Raw genomic sequence first — 14,589 nt, 5'->3', positions numbered from 1 at the left:
TGGCCTATATTTTAAACATCGTATCAGAAGATAGTCTTTTAAATCTAAAACATTGAACTGACCAAAGCTTGATTATCTAGCAAGTTAGTGCTTTAAAATATTGACGTGTATGATATAATAGGCGCATGGTTATTACATCAAAAGCAAATCAACTGATTAAACAAACGAAAAAATTACTGCAGAAAAAGCATCGCCAGCACTCCTATTTAATTGAAGGATGGCACCTTTTTGAAGAAGCTCAACAATCTGGTCAAGGTTTTCGACATATTTTTGTTCTAGAAGAATTGGCTGAGCGTGTCGCTGATCAAGAAAAAGTGGTTCTTGTTAGTGCAGACGTATTAAAAGAATTAACAGACTCCCCCAGCCCTCAAGGGATTATCGCTGAGGTCGACATGCCCCAGTTAGCCTTTCCAACAGACTACCAAGGGAAATACTTGATTTTAGAAGATGTTCAGGACCCAGGTAATCTAGGTACCATCATTCGTACAGCAGACGCTGCCGGATTTGATGGGGTGTTTCTTTCAGAAAAATCAGCAGATGTTTACAATTCAAAGACTCTACGTTCTATGCAAGGAAGTCACTTTCATCTTCCCATTTGGCGGACAGATATCTACAAAATTTGTCGGGAAATGCAAGAACATAACACCCAGGTTTTAGCGACGACACTATCAAAAGTCTCTGTTGACTACAAAACAGTTCCACACCAAGAGAGTTTTGCATTGGTCATGGGTAATGAAGGGCAGGGCATTAGTGCTGAAATGACAATCTTAGCTGATCAATTGGTTCACATCACAATGCCAGGTCAGGCAGAAAGTTTAAATGTTGCTGTAGCGGCAGGAATCCTCATTTTCAGCTTCATTTAAGCTAATATGCTATAATGGAAGTGTGAGGTGATTAAAATATGCATTATACAGAAGATAAAGAATACATGGAACATGTTGGTCATTTGATTGCTCATCCTCGCTTCCAAAAATTAGATGGTATTGTTCAGCACCACCATTCGACACGTCTAGAACATTCTATAAACGTTTCTTATTCAAGTTATAAGTTGGCTAAACGATTTGGCTGGGATGCTAAAAGCACTGCCAGAGGGGGATTACTCCATGACTTCTTTTATTATGATTGGCGCGTGACCAAGTTCAACAAAGGTCATGCCTGGGTTCATCCGCGTATTGCTGTACGAAACGCGAAAAAATTGACAGAACTCAATAAAAAAGAAGAAGATATTATTTTAAAACACATGTGGGGAGCAACGGTCGCTTTTCCACGCTATAAAGAAAGCTATATTGTGACTCTGGTCGATAAATATTGGGCTGTTAAGGAGGCCGCAACCCCCTTGAGGCAAAAATGGACGAATCGACGGTTTTTACGTCGTAAGACACTTCAAAGTCACAATCGCTAAGTAAAGGAGATTTTATGAACGATCATGTCATTTACACGCAATCCGATGCGGGTCTAAATCAATTTTTTGCAAAGATTTATAGTCTGGTAGGTATGGGAATTGGCCTGTCAGCCTTTGTTTCTTATTTGATGCTCTACCCTTTTAGAGACAACCTCGTATCTATCATTGCTAATCAACCCATGGTCTACTATGGGGCTGTGATTATTGAGTTAATTTTGGTTTTTGTGGCAAGTGGTGCTGCTCGTAAAAATACACCAGCTGCCTTGCCTCTTTTTCTCATTTATTCTGCCTTAAACGGTTTCACGCTTAGTTTTATTATTGCTATTTACACACAAACAACTGTATTTCAAGCCTTTGTTTCCTCTGCTGTTGTTTTCTTTGCAATGTCAGTGCTTGGTGTGAAAACCAAACGTGATATGACCGGTCTAAGGAAGGCTATGTTTGCTGCTTTGATTGGGATTATTGTAGCTAGTCTGATTAATCTCTTTATTGGCAGTGGGATGATGAGTTATGTCATTAGTATTATTTCCGTGCTAATTTTCTCAGGTCTCATCGCATCAGACAATCAAATGATTAAACGTGTTTATCAAGCGACAAATGGTCAGGTTGGAGATGGCTGGGCGGTAGCTATGGCCCTTAGTCTATATCTAGACTTTATTAACTTATTCATTAGTCTTCTTCGTCTTTTTGGACGAAATGATTAAGGTTGAAAAAGAAAATGTTTAACACTCTCTTTTCAGATTGAAGAAAAAGTCTGCTTGCTTCACAGTTATTATTTTTCATGATACTTGACTTAGGTAGCACGGACGGTAGCAACTCCCTACGGGATTTCATACCTAGAGTTGAGCCTAAGTCTCAAAATCTCTGAACGCCAGAAATGTTATGTTTCTGGCGTTTTTGCTACGTCGTAAAGTATAGAGCTTGGGCTCATTTCGCTTGCCTACGACTAAAACAATGTAAAAAGTGATACTATTTTTTGATGACATGGTAAACAAATCCTCTTAGAGGTTCTTTGTCTACAACCTGAAGAGAGGGTTCAACGCTCCCTTTTGTCTACTTTCTATATGAGTCATCAGATAACAGGACTTCTATGAAAAAGGTTGCGTTAGTTGAGATGATGCTTGTAAAAAAAGCAAGAGAAAGTCGTGAAAAGCCTATGTCTTAATTTGTAAACTCTTCCTTTTTTTGGTATACTATAAAAGATTAAAAACGAGGAGAATATAGATAGATATGTCAACAACTATTTGGATTTTATTACTTATTGTTGCCCTTGGGGTAGGTGTTTTTGGTGGGATTTTTATTGCCCGTAAACAGATTGAAAAAGAAATTGGTGAACACCCACGTTTAACACCAGAGGCTATTCGTGAAATGATGAGCCAGATGGGGCAAAAACCAAGTGAAGCAAAAATCCAACAAACTTACCGTAATATTGTGAAACAATCAAAAGCAGCCGTTGCTAAGGGTAAAAAATAAGAAATAGTTGCTATAAAGGAACCTTGTTAGTATCGTTAAGAGTGAACAGTCTTTGATTTTCAATGTTCGTTAGAACATGTCTTGTCAGTTAGGGTTGTCAACTGTTCAGGGTTTAAAAAGGAACTCAGTTGGCTATTACCAACTGAGTTTTTCATGTTGTCAATAAGAAAGTAGTAGTGATGGATACAAGACCAATTGGTTTTTTAGATTCTGGTGTGGGAGGTTTGACCGTAGTTCGTGAGTTGATGCGGCAACTTCCTCATGAAAAAGTGGTATATATTGGTGATTCAGCTAGGGCCCCTTATGGTCCAAGACCTGCTGAGCAAATTAGAGAATACACATGGGATCTTGTCCGTTTTTTGCTGACCAAAAATGTGAAAATGATTGTTTTTGCTTGTAATACAGCAACAGCAGTAGCTTGGGAAGAGGTCAAAGAAGCTTTGGACATTCCTGTTTTAGGTGTGATTTTACCTGGATCGAGTGCAGCAATCAAATCGACAACCAAAGGTCAGGTTGGTGTGATTGGAACACCGATGACAATAGCTTCGGACATTTACCGTCAAAAAATTCAATTACTAGCACCAACAGTAGAGGTGACTAGCCTAGCTTGTCCTAAATTTGTCCCCATTGTCGAGTCTAATGAAATACGTTCTAGCGTCGCTAAAAAAGTCGTCTATGAAAGTTTGACGCCCTTGGTGGGTAAAATTGACACGCTCGTTCTAGGCTGTACGCATTATCCTCTGCTTCGTCCGATTATTCAAAACGTTATGGGGCCGTCGGTCAAGTTGATCGATAGCGGGGCAGAATGTGTTCGGGATATTTCTGTTCTTTTAAACTACTTTGAAATTAATGGTAGTCGCTGTCAAGAAAAGGTGAAACACCATTTTTACACAACGGCAAGTCCTGAAATCTTTCAAGAGATTGCCTCAGTATGGTTAAACCAAAAAATAGATGTGGAGCATGTGACCTTATGAGTGAGAAAATTTATGAATACAAAGATGAGACCAATTGGTTTATCGGGAAGATGACCGGTCATAATATGATTACGGGGTGGGGAATAGACCGTGAAATCATTAAAAGAATAGATGATCTTTTAGATGGTATTGCCGCAACGTTAGACTGGGAAAATCCTAAAGGTTATGATGTTTCAGTGGTGCGGTACCAGTCTCCTTTGTCTCTCATCACCTTTATTATCGATATGATTAACCAAGAAACCCAGCGTGAGATTAAGGTGATTCCCCATGCAGGCACGATTCTGTTAACGGAAAATGGGCAACTACTTGCTGTTTATCTCCCAGAAGGTGGTGTGTCAACAGATGCGTTTTTTGCTTCCAGTACGGATGGTTTTGGGGACACTCTTTTAATTGCCACCAGAAATGAGGGGAAAACCAAAGAATTTCGTCGTTTGTTTGGAGACCTCGGGTATCGTGTAGAAAATCTCAACGATTATCCTGAATTGCCAGATGTAGCAGAAACGGGTGTCACTTTTGAAGAAAATGCCCGCTTGAAGGCGGAAACCATTTCACGCTTAACAGGGAAGATGGTTTTGGCAGATGATTCGGGATTAAAAGTAGATGCTTTGGGTGGCTTACCTGGGGTTTGGTCTGCGCGTTTCTCAGGACCAGATGCCACTGATGATAGCAACAATGCTAAATTATTACACGAGTTAGCAATGGTTTTTGATAAAAAGGACCGTTCAGCACAATTCCATACAACGTTGGTAGTAGCTGCTCCCGATAAAGATAGCTTGGTTGTTGAAGCTGAATGGCCAGGCTACATTGCTACACAACCGAAGGGAGACAACGGCTTTGGCTATGATCCTCTCTTTATTGTAGGAGAGACAGGACGTCATGCAGCAGAATTAGAGGCTGATGAAAAGAATCACCTGTCTCATCGAGGTCAAGCTGTTCGAAAATTAATGGAGGTCTTTCCAATATGGCAAGCAAAACAATTATAGTAATGAGTGATTCTCATGGCGATCGAGACATCGTTCAAGCCATTAAAGATAAGTATCTTGGTCAAGTTGATGCTATTTTCCATAATGGGGATTCTGAATTGAAAAGTTCGGACCCTATTTGGGATGGGATTTATGTGGTTGGAGGAAACTGTGATTACGACGCTGGTTACCCAGATGATCTCGTCACACAACTAGATAATCTTACCATTGCTCAGACACACGGACATTTGTACCACATTAATTTTACGTGGGATAAATTGGACTATTTTGCTCAAGAAGCAGAGGCAGATTTCTGCCTATATGGTCACCTACACCGTCCAGCAGCCTGGCAAGTTGAGAAAACGATTTTTGTTAACCCTGGATCTGTTTCACAACCTCGTGGTGAGGTCAATGAAAAACTATATGCCCGTATTGACGTAACAGATACTACTATTAGGGTCAACTATTTTACCCGACAACATGAGATTTACCCATTACTGTCTAAGGAATTTAAACGATGATTGCAAAAGAATTTGAAACGTTTTTAATGAGTCATTTGGATAGCTACCTCATTCCAGCGGAAGATTTAGCCATTTTTATTAACACGCATAATGCAGACCATGTGATGCTACTCTTAGTTAGCAACGGGTTTTCAAGAGTTCCGGTGATTACGCGGGAGAAAAAATATGTGGGAACGATCAGCATCTCTGATATCATGACTTATCAAGCTCAAGGACAGTTGACTGACTGGGAGATGCGTCAAACGGATATCGGAGAGATGGTTAATACAAAAATCGAAACCATTAGTATTACTTCTAGTTTAACGGAAATCATGCATAAGTTAGTTGATTATCCTTTCTTGCCAGTTGTAGATCAAGAAGAGCGCTTTGTCGGTATTATCACTCGAAAATCGATTTTAAAAGCAGTCAACAGCCTTCTGCATGATTTTACAGACGATTATACCATTACTAAAAAATGATAACCTATATTGAAGCTTTTATTGCGAGTAAAACCTTATCTTTAAATAGTCAAAAGGCTTACCAATACGATTTGCAGCAGTTTTCTCAAGTTGTTGGGGAACGTATTAGTCAGGACAAATTGTCCCTTTATCAAAACAGTTTATCGGCAATTAGCCCATCCGCTAAAAAACGAAAGATATCTACGGTTAATCAGTTTTTGTATTACTTGTATCAGGAAAATCATTTGAGCCATTATTTTAGAATAACGGACCGAACAAAGATTCCGACAGCTAACAAACAAGACCTTGCTCTAATTGATCGGGACTGTTTTTACCAAGATACTCCATTGGCAGCGGGCCAGTTAATCGCTTTGTTGATGCTAGAACTAGGATTGACGCCGAGTGATTTAGCCTGTATTGAGGTGGCGAATCTCGATTTAACCTTCCAAGTGTTGAGGTTACAGACAGCAAAAGGTGTTCGTGTATTGCCGTTATCTCACCAGCTTATCCCGTTCTTAGAAAGACAACGAAATGGTAAAAAGAGATACCTCTTTGAACACCAAGGTCAAGCTTTTTCAAGGCAGTGGTTTTTTAACCAACTAAAAGGATTTCTCGAAAGCATAGGGTATAAGGAATTAACCGCACAAAAATTACGGGAGCAGTTTATTTTGAAGGAAAAGTCGAGAGGAAAATCAATCATGGAGCTTAGTCAGTTTCTAGGATTGAAAAGCCCAGCGACTTTAGAAAAATATTACAAATCATAATGGATATAAAAGTTAAAGATTTTGAAGGACCTCTAGATTTACTGCTGCATTTGGTGTCCAAGTACAAGGTTGATATTTACGAGGTACCGATTGTAGAAGTCATTGAACAGTACCTTGCCTACATTGAAACCTTGCAGGCTATGAAATTAGAGGTTGCTGGCGAATACATGCTGATGGCAAGCCAATTAATGCTCATTAAAAGCAGACGTCTTCTTCCCAAAATTGTCGAAGAACCTCAAGACGATGACAATCTAGAGCAAGACTTGCTGGATAAAATTGAAGAATATAGTCGTTTTAAAGCTCTTAGCCAGGAATTAGCTGAGCTGCACAATCGTCGGGCCAAATATTATTCAAAGCCCAAGCAAGAATTGATTTTTGAAGATGCTGTTTTGCAAGAAGACAAAACCGTGATGGATTTATTTCTTGCTTTTTCCAAAATCATGACGGCTAAACGAGAAGCCTTTAAAAATAACCATACGGTGATTGAACGTGATGATTATCGAATTGAGGACATGATGGTGTCGATTGAAAAACGGCTGGAGAAGGATAAGGTGGTTAGCCTATCTGCTATCTTTGACGATTGCCAGTCCCTAAACGAAGTGATTACCTTATTTCTAGCCAGCTTGGAATTAATCAAGATGCACTTAGTTATTGTAGAACAAGCCACAAATTTTGGTCAGATTATTTTGAGAAAGGAGATGCCATGAAGAGCTATTTGTCACAGATAGAAGCATTGCTATTTGTTGCAGGTGAAGAAGGATTGAGCCTAAGGCAGTTGGCAACCATGCTCTCCTTGACTCCAACAGCTTTACAACAACAATTGGAAAAGCTCTCTCAAAAATATGAATCTGATTCAGACTCTAGCCTTTGCTTAATGGAATCATCAAATACTTATAAACTGGTGACCAAGGAAATTTTTGCTGATCTTTTACGAGATTATGCTAAGGCTCCTATCAATCAAAGTTTATCTCGTGCCAGTTTAGAAGTATTATCTATCATTGCTTACAAGCAACCTATTACTCGGATAGAGATTGATGATATTCGAGGGGTCAATTCAAGTGGTGCCTTAACCAAGTTATTAGCTTTTGAACTCATAAAAGAAGCTGGAAAGAAAGAAGTGATTGGCCGTCCTCGCTTGTATGCCACGACAGATTATTTTCTTGATTATATGGGAATTAATCATCTGGACCAGTTAGTGGATGTGTCAGCTATCGAATTAGCCGATGAAGAAAGTGCTCTTTTCAAACAGGAGACTGAGAATGACTGACTAGGTCTCACTCGAGTTCCTTGGCATTTAAAAAGAGGGACATGACTTTGGCTTACCCAAGCTTACTGGTAATATCGTGACGACCAGTTGCCCAAAAGAAAGAAGAAAAAGAATGAGAATTAATAAATACATTGCCCATGCGGGTGTTGCCAGTCGTCGTAAGGCTGAAGAATTGATTAAGCAAGGCCTAGTCACCTTAAATGGTCAGGTCATTACGGATTTAGCAACCACTGTTAAATCGGGAGACGTGGTTGAAATAGAAGGAAGTCCTATTTACAACGAGGAAAAGGTTTACTATTTGCTTAATAAGCCACGCGGTGTTATTTCCAGTGTGTCAGATGATAAAGGCCGTAAAACGGTACTGGATTTACTGCCTCAGGTTAAAGAACGGATTTACCCTGTTGGGCGTTTAGACTGGGATACATCAGGTGTTCTTATTCTAACCAATGATGGTGATTTTACTGATACCATGATTCACCCAAGAAATGAGATTGATAAGGTTTATTTAGCGCGTGTCAAAGGTATTGCAACGAAAGAGAATCTTCGTCCGCTAACGCGAGGAGTGGTGATTGATGGGAAGAAAACGAAGCCGGCTCGTTATAATATTATCCGTGTAGAAGCAGATAAGAATCGTTCCATTGTCGAACTGACAATTCATGAGGGACGAAATCATCAGGTTAAAAAAATGTTTGAATCTGTGGGGCTATTGGTAGATAAATTGTCCCGTACACGTTTTGGAACTCTTGAGTTGACTGGTTTAAGACCAGGTGAATCAAGACGATTAAATAAGAAAGAAATTAGCCAACTGCATAATTTGGCCAATACCAAAAAATGATCACAACATTATTAGTAGCACCTGTTAAAGCTTATCAACGTTACATTTCCCCTTTATTTCCGCCAACATGTCGTTACCGACCAACATGTTCAGCTTATATGATCACTGCTATTGAAAAGCATGGAGCTAAAGGGGTATTAATGGGATTAGCAAGAATATTGAGGTGCCATCCCTTTGTTTCTGGTGGTGACGACCCTGTTCCTGATTATTTCAGTTTAAAAAGAAATAATAAGGCTCTGAAAAAATGAAAAAAAGACGGGACTTTGGCAAAAATAGATTGACATTCATTGTTAAAGTGTTATAATAACAAATAAGTATTCGTTGGTTTAAATCAAACCTGTTATGATTTAAGTTAGCGAGTCACCATCAACCACATTGTTTGCTGAGCATGACTCCGGGCAGTGTGGTTTTTTTAATGAAAAGAATAAGTGAGATTGTCATGAGAAAAGAAATCCTTAACCCAACCTATAAAGAAGAAAATAGTCGTAACCATGTTGTCTTGTTTCAACCACAAATTCCCCAAAATACAGGAAATATTGCGAGAACTTGTGCAGCGACCAACGTTCCTCTTCACATTATTAAGCCTATGGGCTTCCCTATTGACGATCGTAAAATGAAACGGGCTGGTCTGGATTACTGGGATAAGCTAGATGTGCGTTTTTATGATAGCTTAGAAGATTTTGTTGCTCAATGTCAGGGGAAACTACATCTGATTAGCAAGTTTGCAGACAAGGTTTATTCTGAGGAAACCTATGCTGATGATCAGCCTCATTATTTCTTGTTTGGCCGTGAAGACACGGGTTTGCCGGAAGCATTTATGCGAGAACATGCAGAGAAGGCATTGCGTATTCCTATGAATGATGACCACGTTCGTAGTTTGAATGTCTCAAATACGGTCTGCATGATTGTTTATGAAGCATTGAGACAACAGGAATTCAAAGGCCTTGAATTGAGCCATACTTATCAGCATGATAAGTTAAAATAGAGCAGATTGCGGTGTGAAAAATAGGTTAATCCTAGAGAAAACTGTGTTTGGGAGAAAGGCTTTGCCAGCTAGTAGAAATAGTGTCGCATCGTCTCATGTAGAAGGCGTTGTCATGTCTGTTAGTCTGTAAATTGGTTATGGCGTGACTTCTTGACGAGTGTTGGTACCATAGCTCACCTCGTCATATCTTTATTGTTACCACCTCATAAAGATGACGGAATAGTTAGCATGGTAAGACGGTCACATATCCTAAAATAATGAAACACAAAGAGAGTAGGTTAAGAAACTGCTCTTTTTTTGTTTAAAAAATAGTCAAACCTATTGCTATCTAGTGATAAATTTGCTATGCTATAAGTGTCTTCAGGGCAGGGTGTGATTCCCGACCGGCGGTAACTAGGTAACTAGAAGTCCGCGAGCGCAAGCTGATGTGGTGCGATTCCACAACCGACAGTATAGTCTGGATGAGAGAAGACCGGGTTTTTTGCGTAGGCTTTTTTGGGCTACACAATTACGAAGGAACTTCTTTCAATTTGAAAAAATTGGAGGAATTTTTTAATGTCAAAGACACATAAAATGGTTATGGTTGCCATCCTTTCAGCCATCTCGTTTGTTCTGATGCTATTTAGCTTTGCCATCATTCCTGGCGCTGAGTTCCTAAAGATTGAGTTTAGTGTCATACCAGTGTTACTTGGCTTGGTTTTAATGGATTTAAAGAGTGCTTACTTGATTTTGTTATTGAGGTCCTTGTTGAAACTCTTTTTGAACAATCGTGGGGTTAATGATTTTATTGGTCTCCCAATGAATATTATCGCTATCGCTTTATTTGTGACGGCTTTTGCCTTAGTTTGGAACCGTCAAAAAACGCTTAGTCAATATGTATTTGCTAGCTTACTAGGCACAGGTTTATTAACGTTTGGCATGGTTGTTCTCAATTATATTTTTGCGATTCCCCTCTATGCTAAATTTGCTAATTTTGATATTGGTGCCTATATTGGGATTGCTAAGTATATGGTGGCTATGGTGATTCCATTTAACCTTGTTGAGGGGTTGATATTTGCAATTGCTTTCTATTTCGTGTATATTGCAAGTAAGTCTATTTTAGAAAGATATCAACACTAATATTATGAAAAACAAACAAAACCACTTTTTAATAGCTTCTTTTGCCCTACTGATTTTTGTCATGATTGGCTATACGGTTAAATTTTTCCCTGAGAGTTTGACGTCGCTTGATAGCAGTATTCAAACTGCTATAAGGGGGACGCTTCCTCAGAGCGTGACCCGTTTTTTTAGGATTATCACAGTATTTGGAAATGTAACGACACAACTTCTTGTAGTGACTGTATCAGTTATTGCTTTCCTCTTCATAAAGTGGAAAATGGAAGCCCTTTTGGTTTTGTCAAACGGTTTTGTGGCTGCTTTATTGATTTCAAGTTTTAAATTATTGTATCAACGACCAAGGCCAAGCATTGAACACCTGGTTTATGCTGGTGGTTTCTCTTTCCCAAGTGGTCATGCTATGGGGAGCATGTTGATTTTCGGAAGTCTGTTAATTGTTTGCCATCAGCGCATCAAATCAAGACCCCTACAAGTAGCAGTAGATGCTTTGTTTGTGACCCTGATCTTATTGATAGGCCTGTCTCGTGTTTATTTGGGTGTCCATTATCCAAGCGATGTCTTGGCAGGATTTATTTTAGGGTTTGGGATTCTTCATTTCCTCTATCCTTGTTATGATCAAAAACGCTTTGAATGGCGGTTCCTCTTGAAACAGGACTAGGGAACTTAGAAAACAGAAAAGATATTCGTCTGGAGATATCATTATTAAGAATGTGTCTGGTAGTCAAAAGGGTAAGCTTTTGAATGCTAGTCATATTCTTTTTTTGATACCGTCTTAGCAGTTTTTTCTGCAAGATGGTGATCTTGCTGCTTGTCTTTTATGCTACAATAGGAGTTATGAAGAAACGATACCAGACTTTGAACGATTACTATCGTACCCTTTTCGGGGCAAAAATTTTTAAAGTACCTATTGATGCGGGATTTGATTGCCCTAACCGTGATGGAACGGTGGCTCATGGTGGTTGTACTTTTTGCACAGTTTCAGGTTCTGGAGATGCTATTGTAGCACCAGATGCCCCGATTCGGGAACAATTTTACAAAGAAATTGACTTTATGCACCGTAAATGGCCAGAAGTTAAGCAGTACTTGGTTTACTTCCAAAATTTTACGAATACCCATGATAAAGTTGAGGTGATTCGAGAACGTTACGAGCAAGCCATCAATGAACCGGGAGTCGTTGGTATTAACATTGGGACAAGGCCTGACTGTCTACCCGAGGAGACCATTGCTTACTTGGCAGAATTGGCAGAGCGCATGCACGTGACGGTGGAATTGGGCTTACAAACGACCTATGAAAAGACATCTGAAATGATTAACAGAGCTCATTCCTACGACCTCTACAAAGAGACGGTGAAGCGGTTAAGGCAATACCCTAAGATTGAAATTGTGTCGCATTTGATTAATGGATTGCCAGGTGAGACACATGAGATGATGCTAGAAAACGTCAGACGCTGTGTGACAGATAATGATATTCAGGGAATCAAACTTCATTTGTTACACTTGATGACCAATACTAGAATGCAAAGGGATTACCATGAAGGACGCTTGCAGTTGTTGAGTCAAGAGGACTATGTTTCAATTATTTGTGACCAATTAGAAATTATTCCTAAGCATATTGTGATTCATCGTATCACAGGGGATGCCCCACGTGACATGTTGATTGGCCCTATGTGGAGCCTAAATAAGTGGGAAGTGCTGAATGCCATTGACAAAGAAATGGAGAGACGTGACAGTTGGCAGGGCTGTAAGGTAAGGCTGACCGACAGCTATATGCCCAAGGATGACAGATTTGGATAGGAGAAGAAAATGATAAAACGCCCTATTCACCTCTCGCATGACTTTTTAGCAGAGGTTATGGATAAGTCTAGTGTGGTTGTGGATGCCACGATGGGCAATGGGAATGATACTGCCTTTTTGGCACAATCAGCGAAAAAAGTTTATGCTTTTGATGTGCAAGAACAAGCTATTAGAAAAACAAGTGAGCGGTTAGCGCACCTAGGATTATCAAATGCTGAGCTGATTTTAGCGGGTCATGAAGCGGTTGATCAGTATGTGACAGAGCCGGTGCGCGCAGCTATTTTCAACCTTGGTTATTTACCCAGTGCGGATAAGTCTGTGATTACCTTGCCAGCTACCACACTATTAGCTTTATCAAAAATTCTAAAGCTTTTGGAAGTTGGTGGTCGGGTTGCTATCATGGTTTATTATGGGCATGAGGGTGGCGATATGGAAAAAGATGCCTTGCTTGATTTTGTGCGGCAGTTGGATCAGCGTTTGGTTTCTGCCATGCTCTACAAGCCTCTCAATCAAGTCAATACACCACCTTTTTTAGTGATGTTAGAGAAATTAGCAGATTTCTAGCTTTGAAACAGCTTGGAAACCAGGGGATTATTTATGTGGAAAAAGAAGAAATCCCTAGGCTTTGCCCATAAATGTGATATAATGAAGTCACTATATTATTTTCTAGGAGTTACATTAACATGGAAGACCCTGTGAGTCAGCCTTTAGTCATTCAATTTTTAGTATTATTTATTTTAACCTTGTTGAATGCCTTCTTCTCAGCTAGCGAGATGGCATTAGTCTCTTTGAACCGCTCTCGTGTAGAGCAAAAAGCTGCTGATGGTGATAAAAAATACGCTCGTTTATTACGAGTGTTAGAAGAACCTAACCACTTTTTGTCAACCATCCAGGTTGGCATTACCTTTATTAGTCTCTTATCAGGGGCTAGTTTATCAGCTTCCCTTGGAAAGGTGGTTTCAGGTTGGTTAGGAGGTTCAGCGACTGCTCAAACAGCAGGTGGAATCATCTCTTTGATTTTCTTAACTTACGTTTCGATTGTTTTGGGAGAATTGTATCCAAAACGGATTGCCATGAACCTTAAAGACAAGCTGGCGATTGTCTCAGCTCCTATCATCATTGGACTAGGTAAGGTGGTAAGCCCCTTTGTTTGGCTCTTGTCAGCATCAACGAACTTGTTGAGCCGTATTACCCCAATGACCTTCGATGACGCGGATGAGCAGATGACGCGTGACGAAATTGAATACATGTTATCAAACAGTGAGGCGACTCTAGATGCTGAGGAAATCGAAATGTTACAGGGGATTTTCTCGCTAGATGAAATGATGGCGCGTGAAGTCATGGTTCCAAGAACAGATGCCTTCATGATTGACATTAATGATGACCCGCTTGAGAATATTCAAGAAATTTTAAAACAAAGTTTTTCGCGTATTCCTGTCTATGATGTGGACAAGGACAAGATTATTGGCTTGATTCACACCAAGCGCTTGTTAGAATCAGGTTTCCGTCAGGGCTTTGAAAACATTAATATGCGAAAGATTTTACAGGAACCTCTGTTTGTTCCTGAGACGATTTTTGTGGATGACCTTTTACGTCAGCTGCGCAACACCCAAAATCAAATGGCCATCTTGCTGGACGAATATGGGGGTGTGGCTGGTTTAGTGACCTTAGAAGACCTGCTTGAAGAAATAGTTGGTGAAATTGATGATGAAACCGACAAGGCTGAGCAATTTGTGCATGAAATTGGGGAAAATACCTATATTGTCGTTGGTACCATGACGCTAAATGAATTCAATGAGTATTTTGATACGGAATTGGAGTCAGATGATGTGGATACCATCGCTGGTTTTTATTTAACTGGTACCGGAACCATTCCAAGCCAGGAACAAAAAGAAGCCTACGAAATAGATAGCCAAGACAAACACTTGGTCCTTATCAATGACAAGGTCAAAGATGGGCGTATCACGAAATTAAAATTAATCCTGTCTAATATAGAACAGATTATTGAGGAAGACTAGGCTTCATGCCTAGTCTTTTTTATGAAAAGTGTTATAATGAA

19 protein-coding genes and 1 riboswitch are annotated in these 14,589 nt (G+C 39.7%); all 19 genes read left to right on the top strand.

Annotated elements, in window-relative coordinates; translation table 11 throughout:
• Positions 1 to 125 precede the first annotated feature (125 nt).
• The gene (locus ACYTR8_RS00785) at positions 126 to 863 is read left to right on the top strand and encodes a TrmH family RNA methyltransferase (RefSeq protein ID WP_269760876.1); all 738 of its coding nucleotides are present in this window, start codon (positions 126 to 128) and stop codon (positions 861 to 863) included.
• A gap of 38 nt (positions 864 to 901) precedes the next feature.
• Complete coding sequence (locus tag ACYTR8_RS00780) at positions 902 to 1,402, top strand: HD domain-containing protein (RefSeq protein WP_003049766.1); 501 nt, start codon at positions 902 to 904, stop codon at positions 1,400 to 1,402.
• 14 nt (positions 1,403 to 1,416) lie between these two features.
• Positions 1,417 to 2,106: a Bax inhibitor-1/YccA family protein gene (locus ACYTR8_RS00775; RefSeq protein ID WP_003059008.1), complete on the top strand. Its 690-nt coding sequence runs from the start codon at positions 1,417 to 1,419 to the stop codon at positions 2,104 to 2,106.
• Between the two features lie 526 nt (positions 2,107 to 2,632).
• Positions 2,633 to 2,875: a YneF family protein gene (locus tag ACYTR8_RS00770; protein WP_003049770.1), complete on the top strand. Its 243-nt coding sequence runs from the start codon at positions 2,633 to 2,635 to the stop codon at positions 2,873 to 2,875.
• 179 nt (positions 2,876 to 3,054) lie between these two features.
• Positions 3,055 to 3,849, top strand: coding sequence for a glutamate racemase (gene racE / locus ACYTR8_RS00765; RefSeq protein ID WP_003049772.1), 795 nt, complete (start codon positions 3,055 to 3,057; stop codon positions 3,847 to 3,849).
• Entirely contained in the window at positions 3,846 to 4,832 is a 987-nt protein-coding gene (locus tag ACYTR8_RS00760) for a nucleoside-triphosphate diphosphatase (RefSeq protein ID WP_479641491.1), read from the top strand. The genes racE and ACYTR8_RS00760 overlap by 4 nt, the downstream gene beginning before the upstream one ends.
• On the top strand, positions 4,811 to 5,332 hold the full coding sequence (locus ACYTR8_RS00755) for a metallophosphoesterase (protein WP_479641490.1): 522 nt from the start codon (positions 4,811 to 4,813) through the stop codon (positions 5,330 to 5,332). The genes ACYTR8_RS00760 and ACYTR8_RS00755 overlap by 22 nt, the downstream gene beginning before the upstream one ends.
• A complete protein-coding gene (gene cbpB, locus ACYTR8_RS00750; RefSeq protein WP_003061373.1) occupies positions 5,329 to 5,790 on the top strand; it encodes a cyclic-di-AMP-binding protein CbpB in 462 nt (153 codons plus the stop codon). The genes ACYTR8_RS00755 and cbpB overlap by 4 nt, the downstream gene beginning before the upstream one ends.
• Positions 5,787 to 6,533, top strand: a complete 747-nt coding sequence (xerD, locus tag ACYTR8_RS00745; protein WP_065358858.1) for a site-specific tyrosine recombinase XerD — start codon at positions 5,787 to 5,789, stop codon at positions 6,531 to 6,533. Before cbpB ends, xerD begins: the two co-directional genes overlap by 4 nt.
• Positions 6,533 to 7,240 (top strand): segregation/condensation protein A, encoded by a 708-nt coding sequence (locus ACYTR8_RS00740; RefSeq protein ID WP_111715450.1) that lies wholly within the window; start codon positions 6,533 to 6,535, stop codon positions 7,238 to 7,240. Before xerD ends, ACYTR8_RS00740 begins: the two co-directional genes overlap by 1 nt.
• The gene (gene scpB, locus ACYTR8_RS00735; RefSeq protein ID WP_111715453.1) at positions 7,237 to 7,800 is read left to right on the top strand and encodes an SMC-Scp complex subunit ScpB; all 564 of its coding nucleotides are present in this window, start codon (positions 7,237 to 7,239) and stop codon (positions 7,798 to 7,800) included. The genes ACYTR8_RS00740 and scpB overlap by 4 nt, the downstream gene beginning before the upstream one ends.
• Positions 7,801 to 7,912: 112 nt before the next feature.
• Positions 7,913 to 8,635, top strand: a complete 723-nt coding sequence (locus tag ACYTR8_RS00730; protein ID WP_111715455.1) for a pseudouridine synthase — start codon at positions 7,913 to 7,915, stop codon at positions 8,633 to 8,635.
• Complete coding sequence (gene yidD, locus ACYTR8_RS00725; protein ID WP_269760882.1) at positions 8,632 to 8,883, top strand: membrane protein insertion efficiency factor YidD; 252 nt, start codon at positions 8,632 to 8,634, stop codon at positions 8,881 to 8,883. The genes ACYTR8_RS00730 and yidD overlap by 4 nt, the downstream gene beginning before the upstream one ends.
• Positions 8,884 to 9,074: 191 nt before the next feature.
• Complete coding sequence (locus ACYTR8_RS00720) at positions 9,075 to 9,620, top strand: tRNA (cytidine(34)-2'-O)-methyltransferase (RefSeq protein ID WP_111715460.1); 546 nt, start codon at positions 9,075 to 9,077, stop codon at positions 9,618 to 9,620.
• Positions 9,621 to 9,972: 352 nt separating this feature from the next.
• Positions 9,973 to 10,097: riboswitch (FMN riboswitch) on the top strand.
• A gap of 78 nt (positions 10,098 to 10,175) precedes the next feature.
• Positions 10,176 to 10,739 (top strand): ECF transporter S component, encoded by a 564-nt coding sequence (locus tag ACYTR8_RS00715; RefSeq protein WP_012766607.1) that lies wholly within the window; start codon positions 10,176 to 10,178, stop codon positions 10,737 to 10,739.
• 4 nt (positions 10,740 to 10,743) lie between these two features.
• Positions 10,744 to 11,394, top strand: a complete 651-nt coding sequence (locus ACYTR8_RS00710; protein WP_111715463.1) for a phosphatase PAP2 family protein — start codon at positions 10,744 to 10,746, stop codon at positions 11,392 to 11,394.
• 176 nt (positions 11,395 to 11,570) lie between these two features.
• A complete protein-coding gene (gene mnmL, locus ACYTR8_RS00705; protein WP_269760883.1) occupies positions 11,571 to 12,530 on the top strand; it encodes a tRNA modification radical SAM protein MnmL/YtqA in 960 nt (319 codons plus the stop codon).
• A gap of 9 nt (positions 12,531 to 12,539) precedes the next feature.
• Entirely contained in the window at positions 12,540 to 13,094 is a 555-nt protein-coding gene (gene mnmM, locus ACYTR8_RS00700) for a tRNA 5-(aminomethyl)-2-thiouridylate-methyltransferase MnmM (RefSeq protein WP_111715468.1), read from the top strand.
• A gap of 119 nt (positions 13,095 to 13,213) precedes the next feature.
• Positions 13,214 to 14,548 carry a hemolysin family protein gene (locus tag ACYTR8_RS00695; RefSeq protein WP_111715470.1) on the top strand — a complete coding sequence of 445 codons (1,335 nt, stop codon included), beginning with the start codon at positions 13,214 to 13,216 and terminating at the stop codon, positions 14,546 to 14,548.
• The last annotated feature ends 41 nt before the right edge of the window (positions 14,549 to 14,589 follow it).

Source organism: Streptococcus sp. F2 (genome assembly GCF_056500955.1).
Note: the sequence above shows the minus strand (reverse complement) of the source record. Positions and strands in the feature narration are given on the sequence as shown.

Excerpts from the sequence above, each read along its gene's own strand:
- ACYTR8_RS00740 (WP_111715450.1), top strand. The coding sequence starts at position 6,533 with ATGGATATAAAAGTTAAAGATTTTGAAGGACCTCTAGATTTACTGCTG.
- ACYTR8_RS00715 (WP_012766607.1), top strand. The coding sequence starts at position 10,176 with ATGTCAAAGACACATAAAATGGTTATGGTTGCCATCCTTTCAGCCATC.
- cbpB (WP_003061373.1), top strand. The coding sequence starts at position 5,329 with ATGATTGCAAAAGAATTTGAAACGTTTTTAATGAGTCATTTGGATAGC.
- ACYTR8_RS00770 (WP_003049770.1), top strand. The coding sequence starts at position 2,633 with ATGTCAACAACTATTTGGATTTTATTACTTATTGTTGCCCTTGGGGTA.
- yidD (WP_269760882.1), top strand. The coding sequence starts at position 8,632 with ATGATCACAACATTATTAGTAGCACCTGTTAAAGCTTATCAACGTTAC.
- mnmM (WP_111715468.1), top strand. The coding sequence starts at position 12,540 with ATGATAAAACGCCCTATTCACCTCTCGCATGACTTTTTAGCAGAGGTT.
- scpB (WP_111715453.1), top strand. The coding sequence starts at position 7,237 with ATGAAGAGCTATTTGTCACAGATAGAAGCATTGCTATTTGTTGCAGGT.
- ACYTR8_RS00710 (WP_111715463.1), top strand. The coding sequence starts at position 10,744 with ATGAAAAACAAACAAAACCACTTTTTAATAGCTTCTTTTGCCCTACTG.
- ACYTR8_RS00730 (WP_111715455.1), top strand. The coding sequence starts at position 7,913 with ATGAGAATTAATAAATACATTGCCCATGCGGGTGTTGCCAGTCGTCGT.
- ACYTR8_RS00755 (WP_479641490.1), top strand. The coding sequence starts at position 4,811 with ATGGCAAGCAAAACAATTATAGTAATGAGTGATTCTCATGGCGATCGA.
- ACYTR8_RS00785 (WP_269760876.1), top strand. The coding sequence starts at position 126 with ATGGTTATTACATCAAAAGCAAATCAACTGATTAAACAAACGAAAAAA.
- racE (WP_003049772.1), top strand. The coding sequence starts at position 3,055 with ATGGATACAAGACCAATTGGTTTTTTAGATTCTGGTGTGGGAGGTTTG.
- xerD (WP_065358858.1), top strand. The coding sequence starts at position 5,787 with ATGATAACCTATATTGAAGCTTTTATTGCGAGTAAAACCTTATCTTTA.
- ACYTR8_RS00720 (WP_111715460.1), top strand. The coding sequence starts at position 9,075 with ATGAGAAAAGAAATCCTTAACCCAACCTATAAAGAAGAAAATAGTCGT.
- ACYTR8_RS00695 (WP_111715470.1), top strand. The coding sequence starts at position 13,214 with ATGGAAGACCCTGTGAGTCAGCCTTTAGTCATTCAATTTTTAGTATTA.
- ACYTR8_RS00760 (WP_479641491.1), top strand. The coding sequence starts at position 3,846 with ATGAGTGAGAAAATTTATGAATACAAAGATGAGACCAATTGGTTTATC.
- ACYTR8_RS00780 (WP_003049766.1), top strand. The coding sequence starts at position 902 with ATGCATTATACAGAAGATAAAGAATACATGGAACATGTTGGTCATTTG.
- mnmL (WP_269760883.1), top strand. The coding sequence starts at position 11,571 with ATGAAGAAACGATACCAGACTTTGAACGATTACTATCGTACCCTTTTC.
- ACYTR8_RS00775 (WP_003059008.1), top strand. The coding sequence starts at position 1,417 with ATGAACGATCATGTCATTTACACGCAATCCGATGCGGGTCTAAATCAA.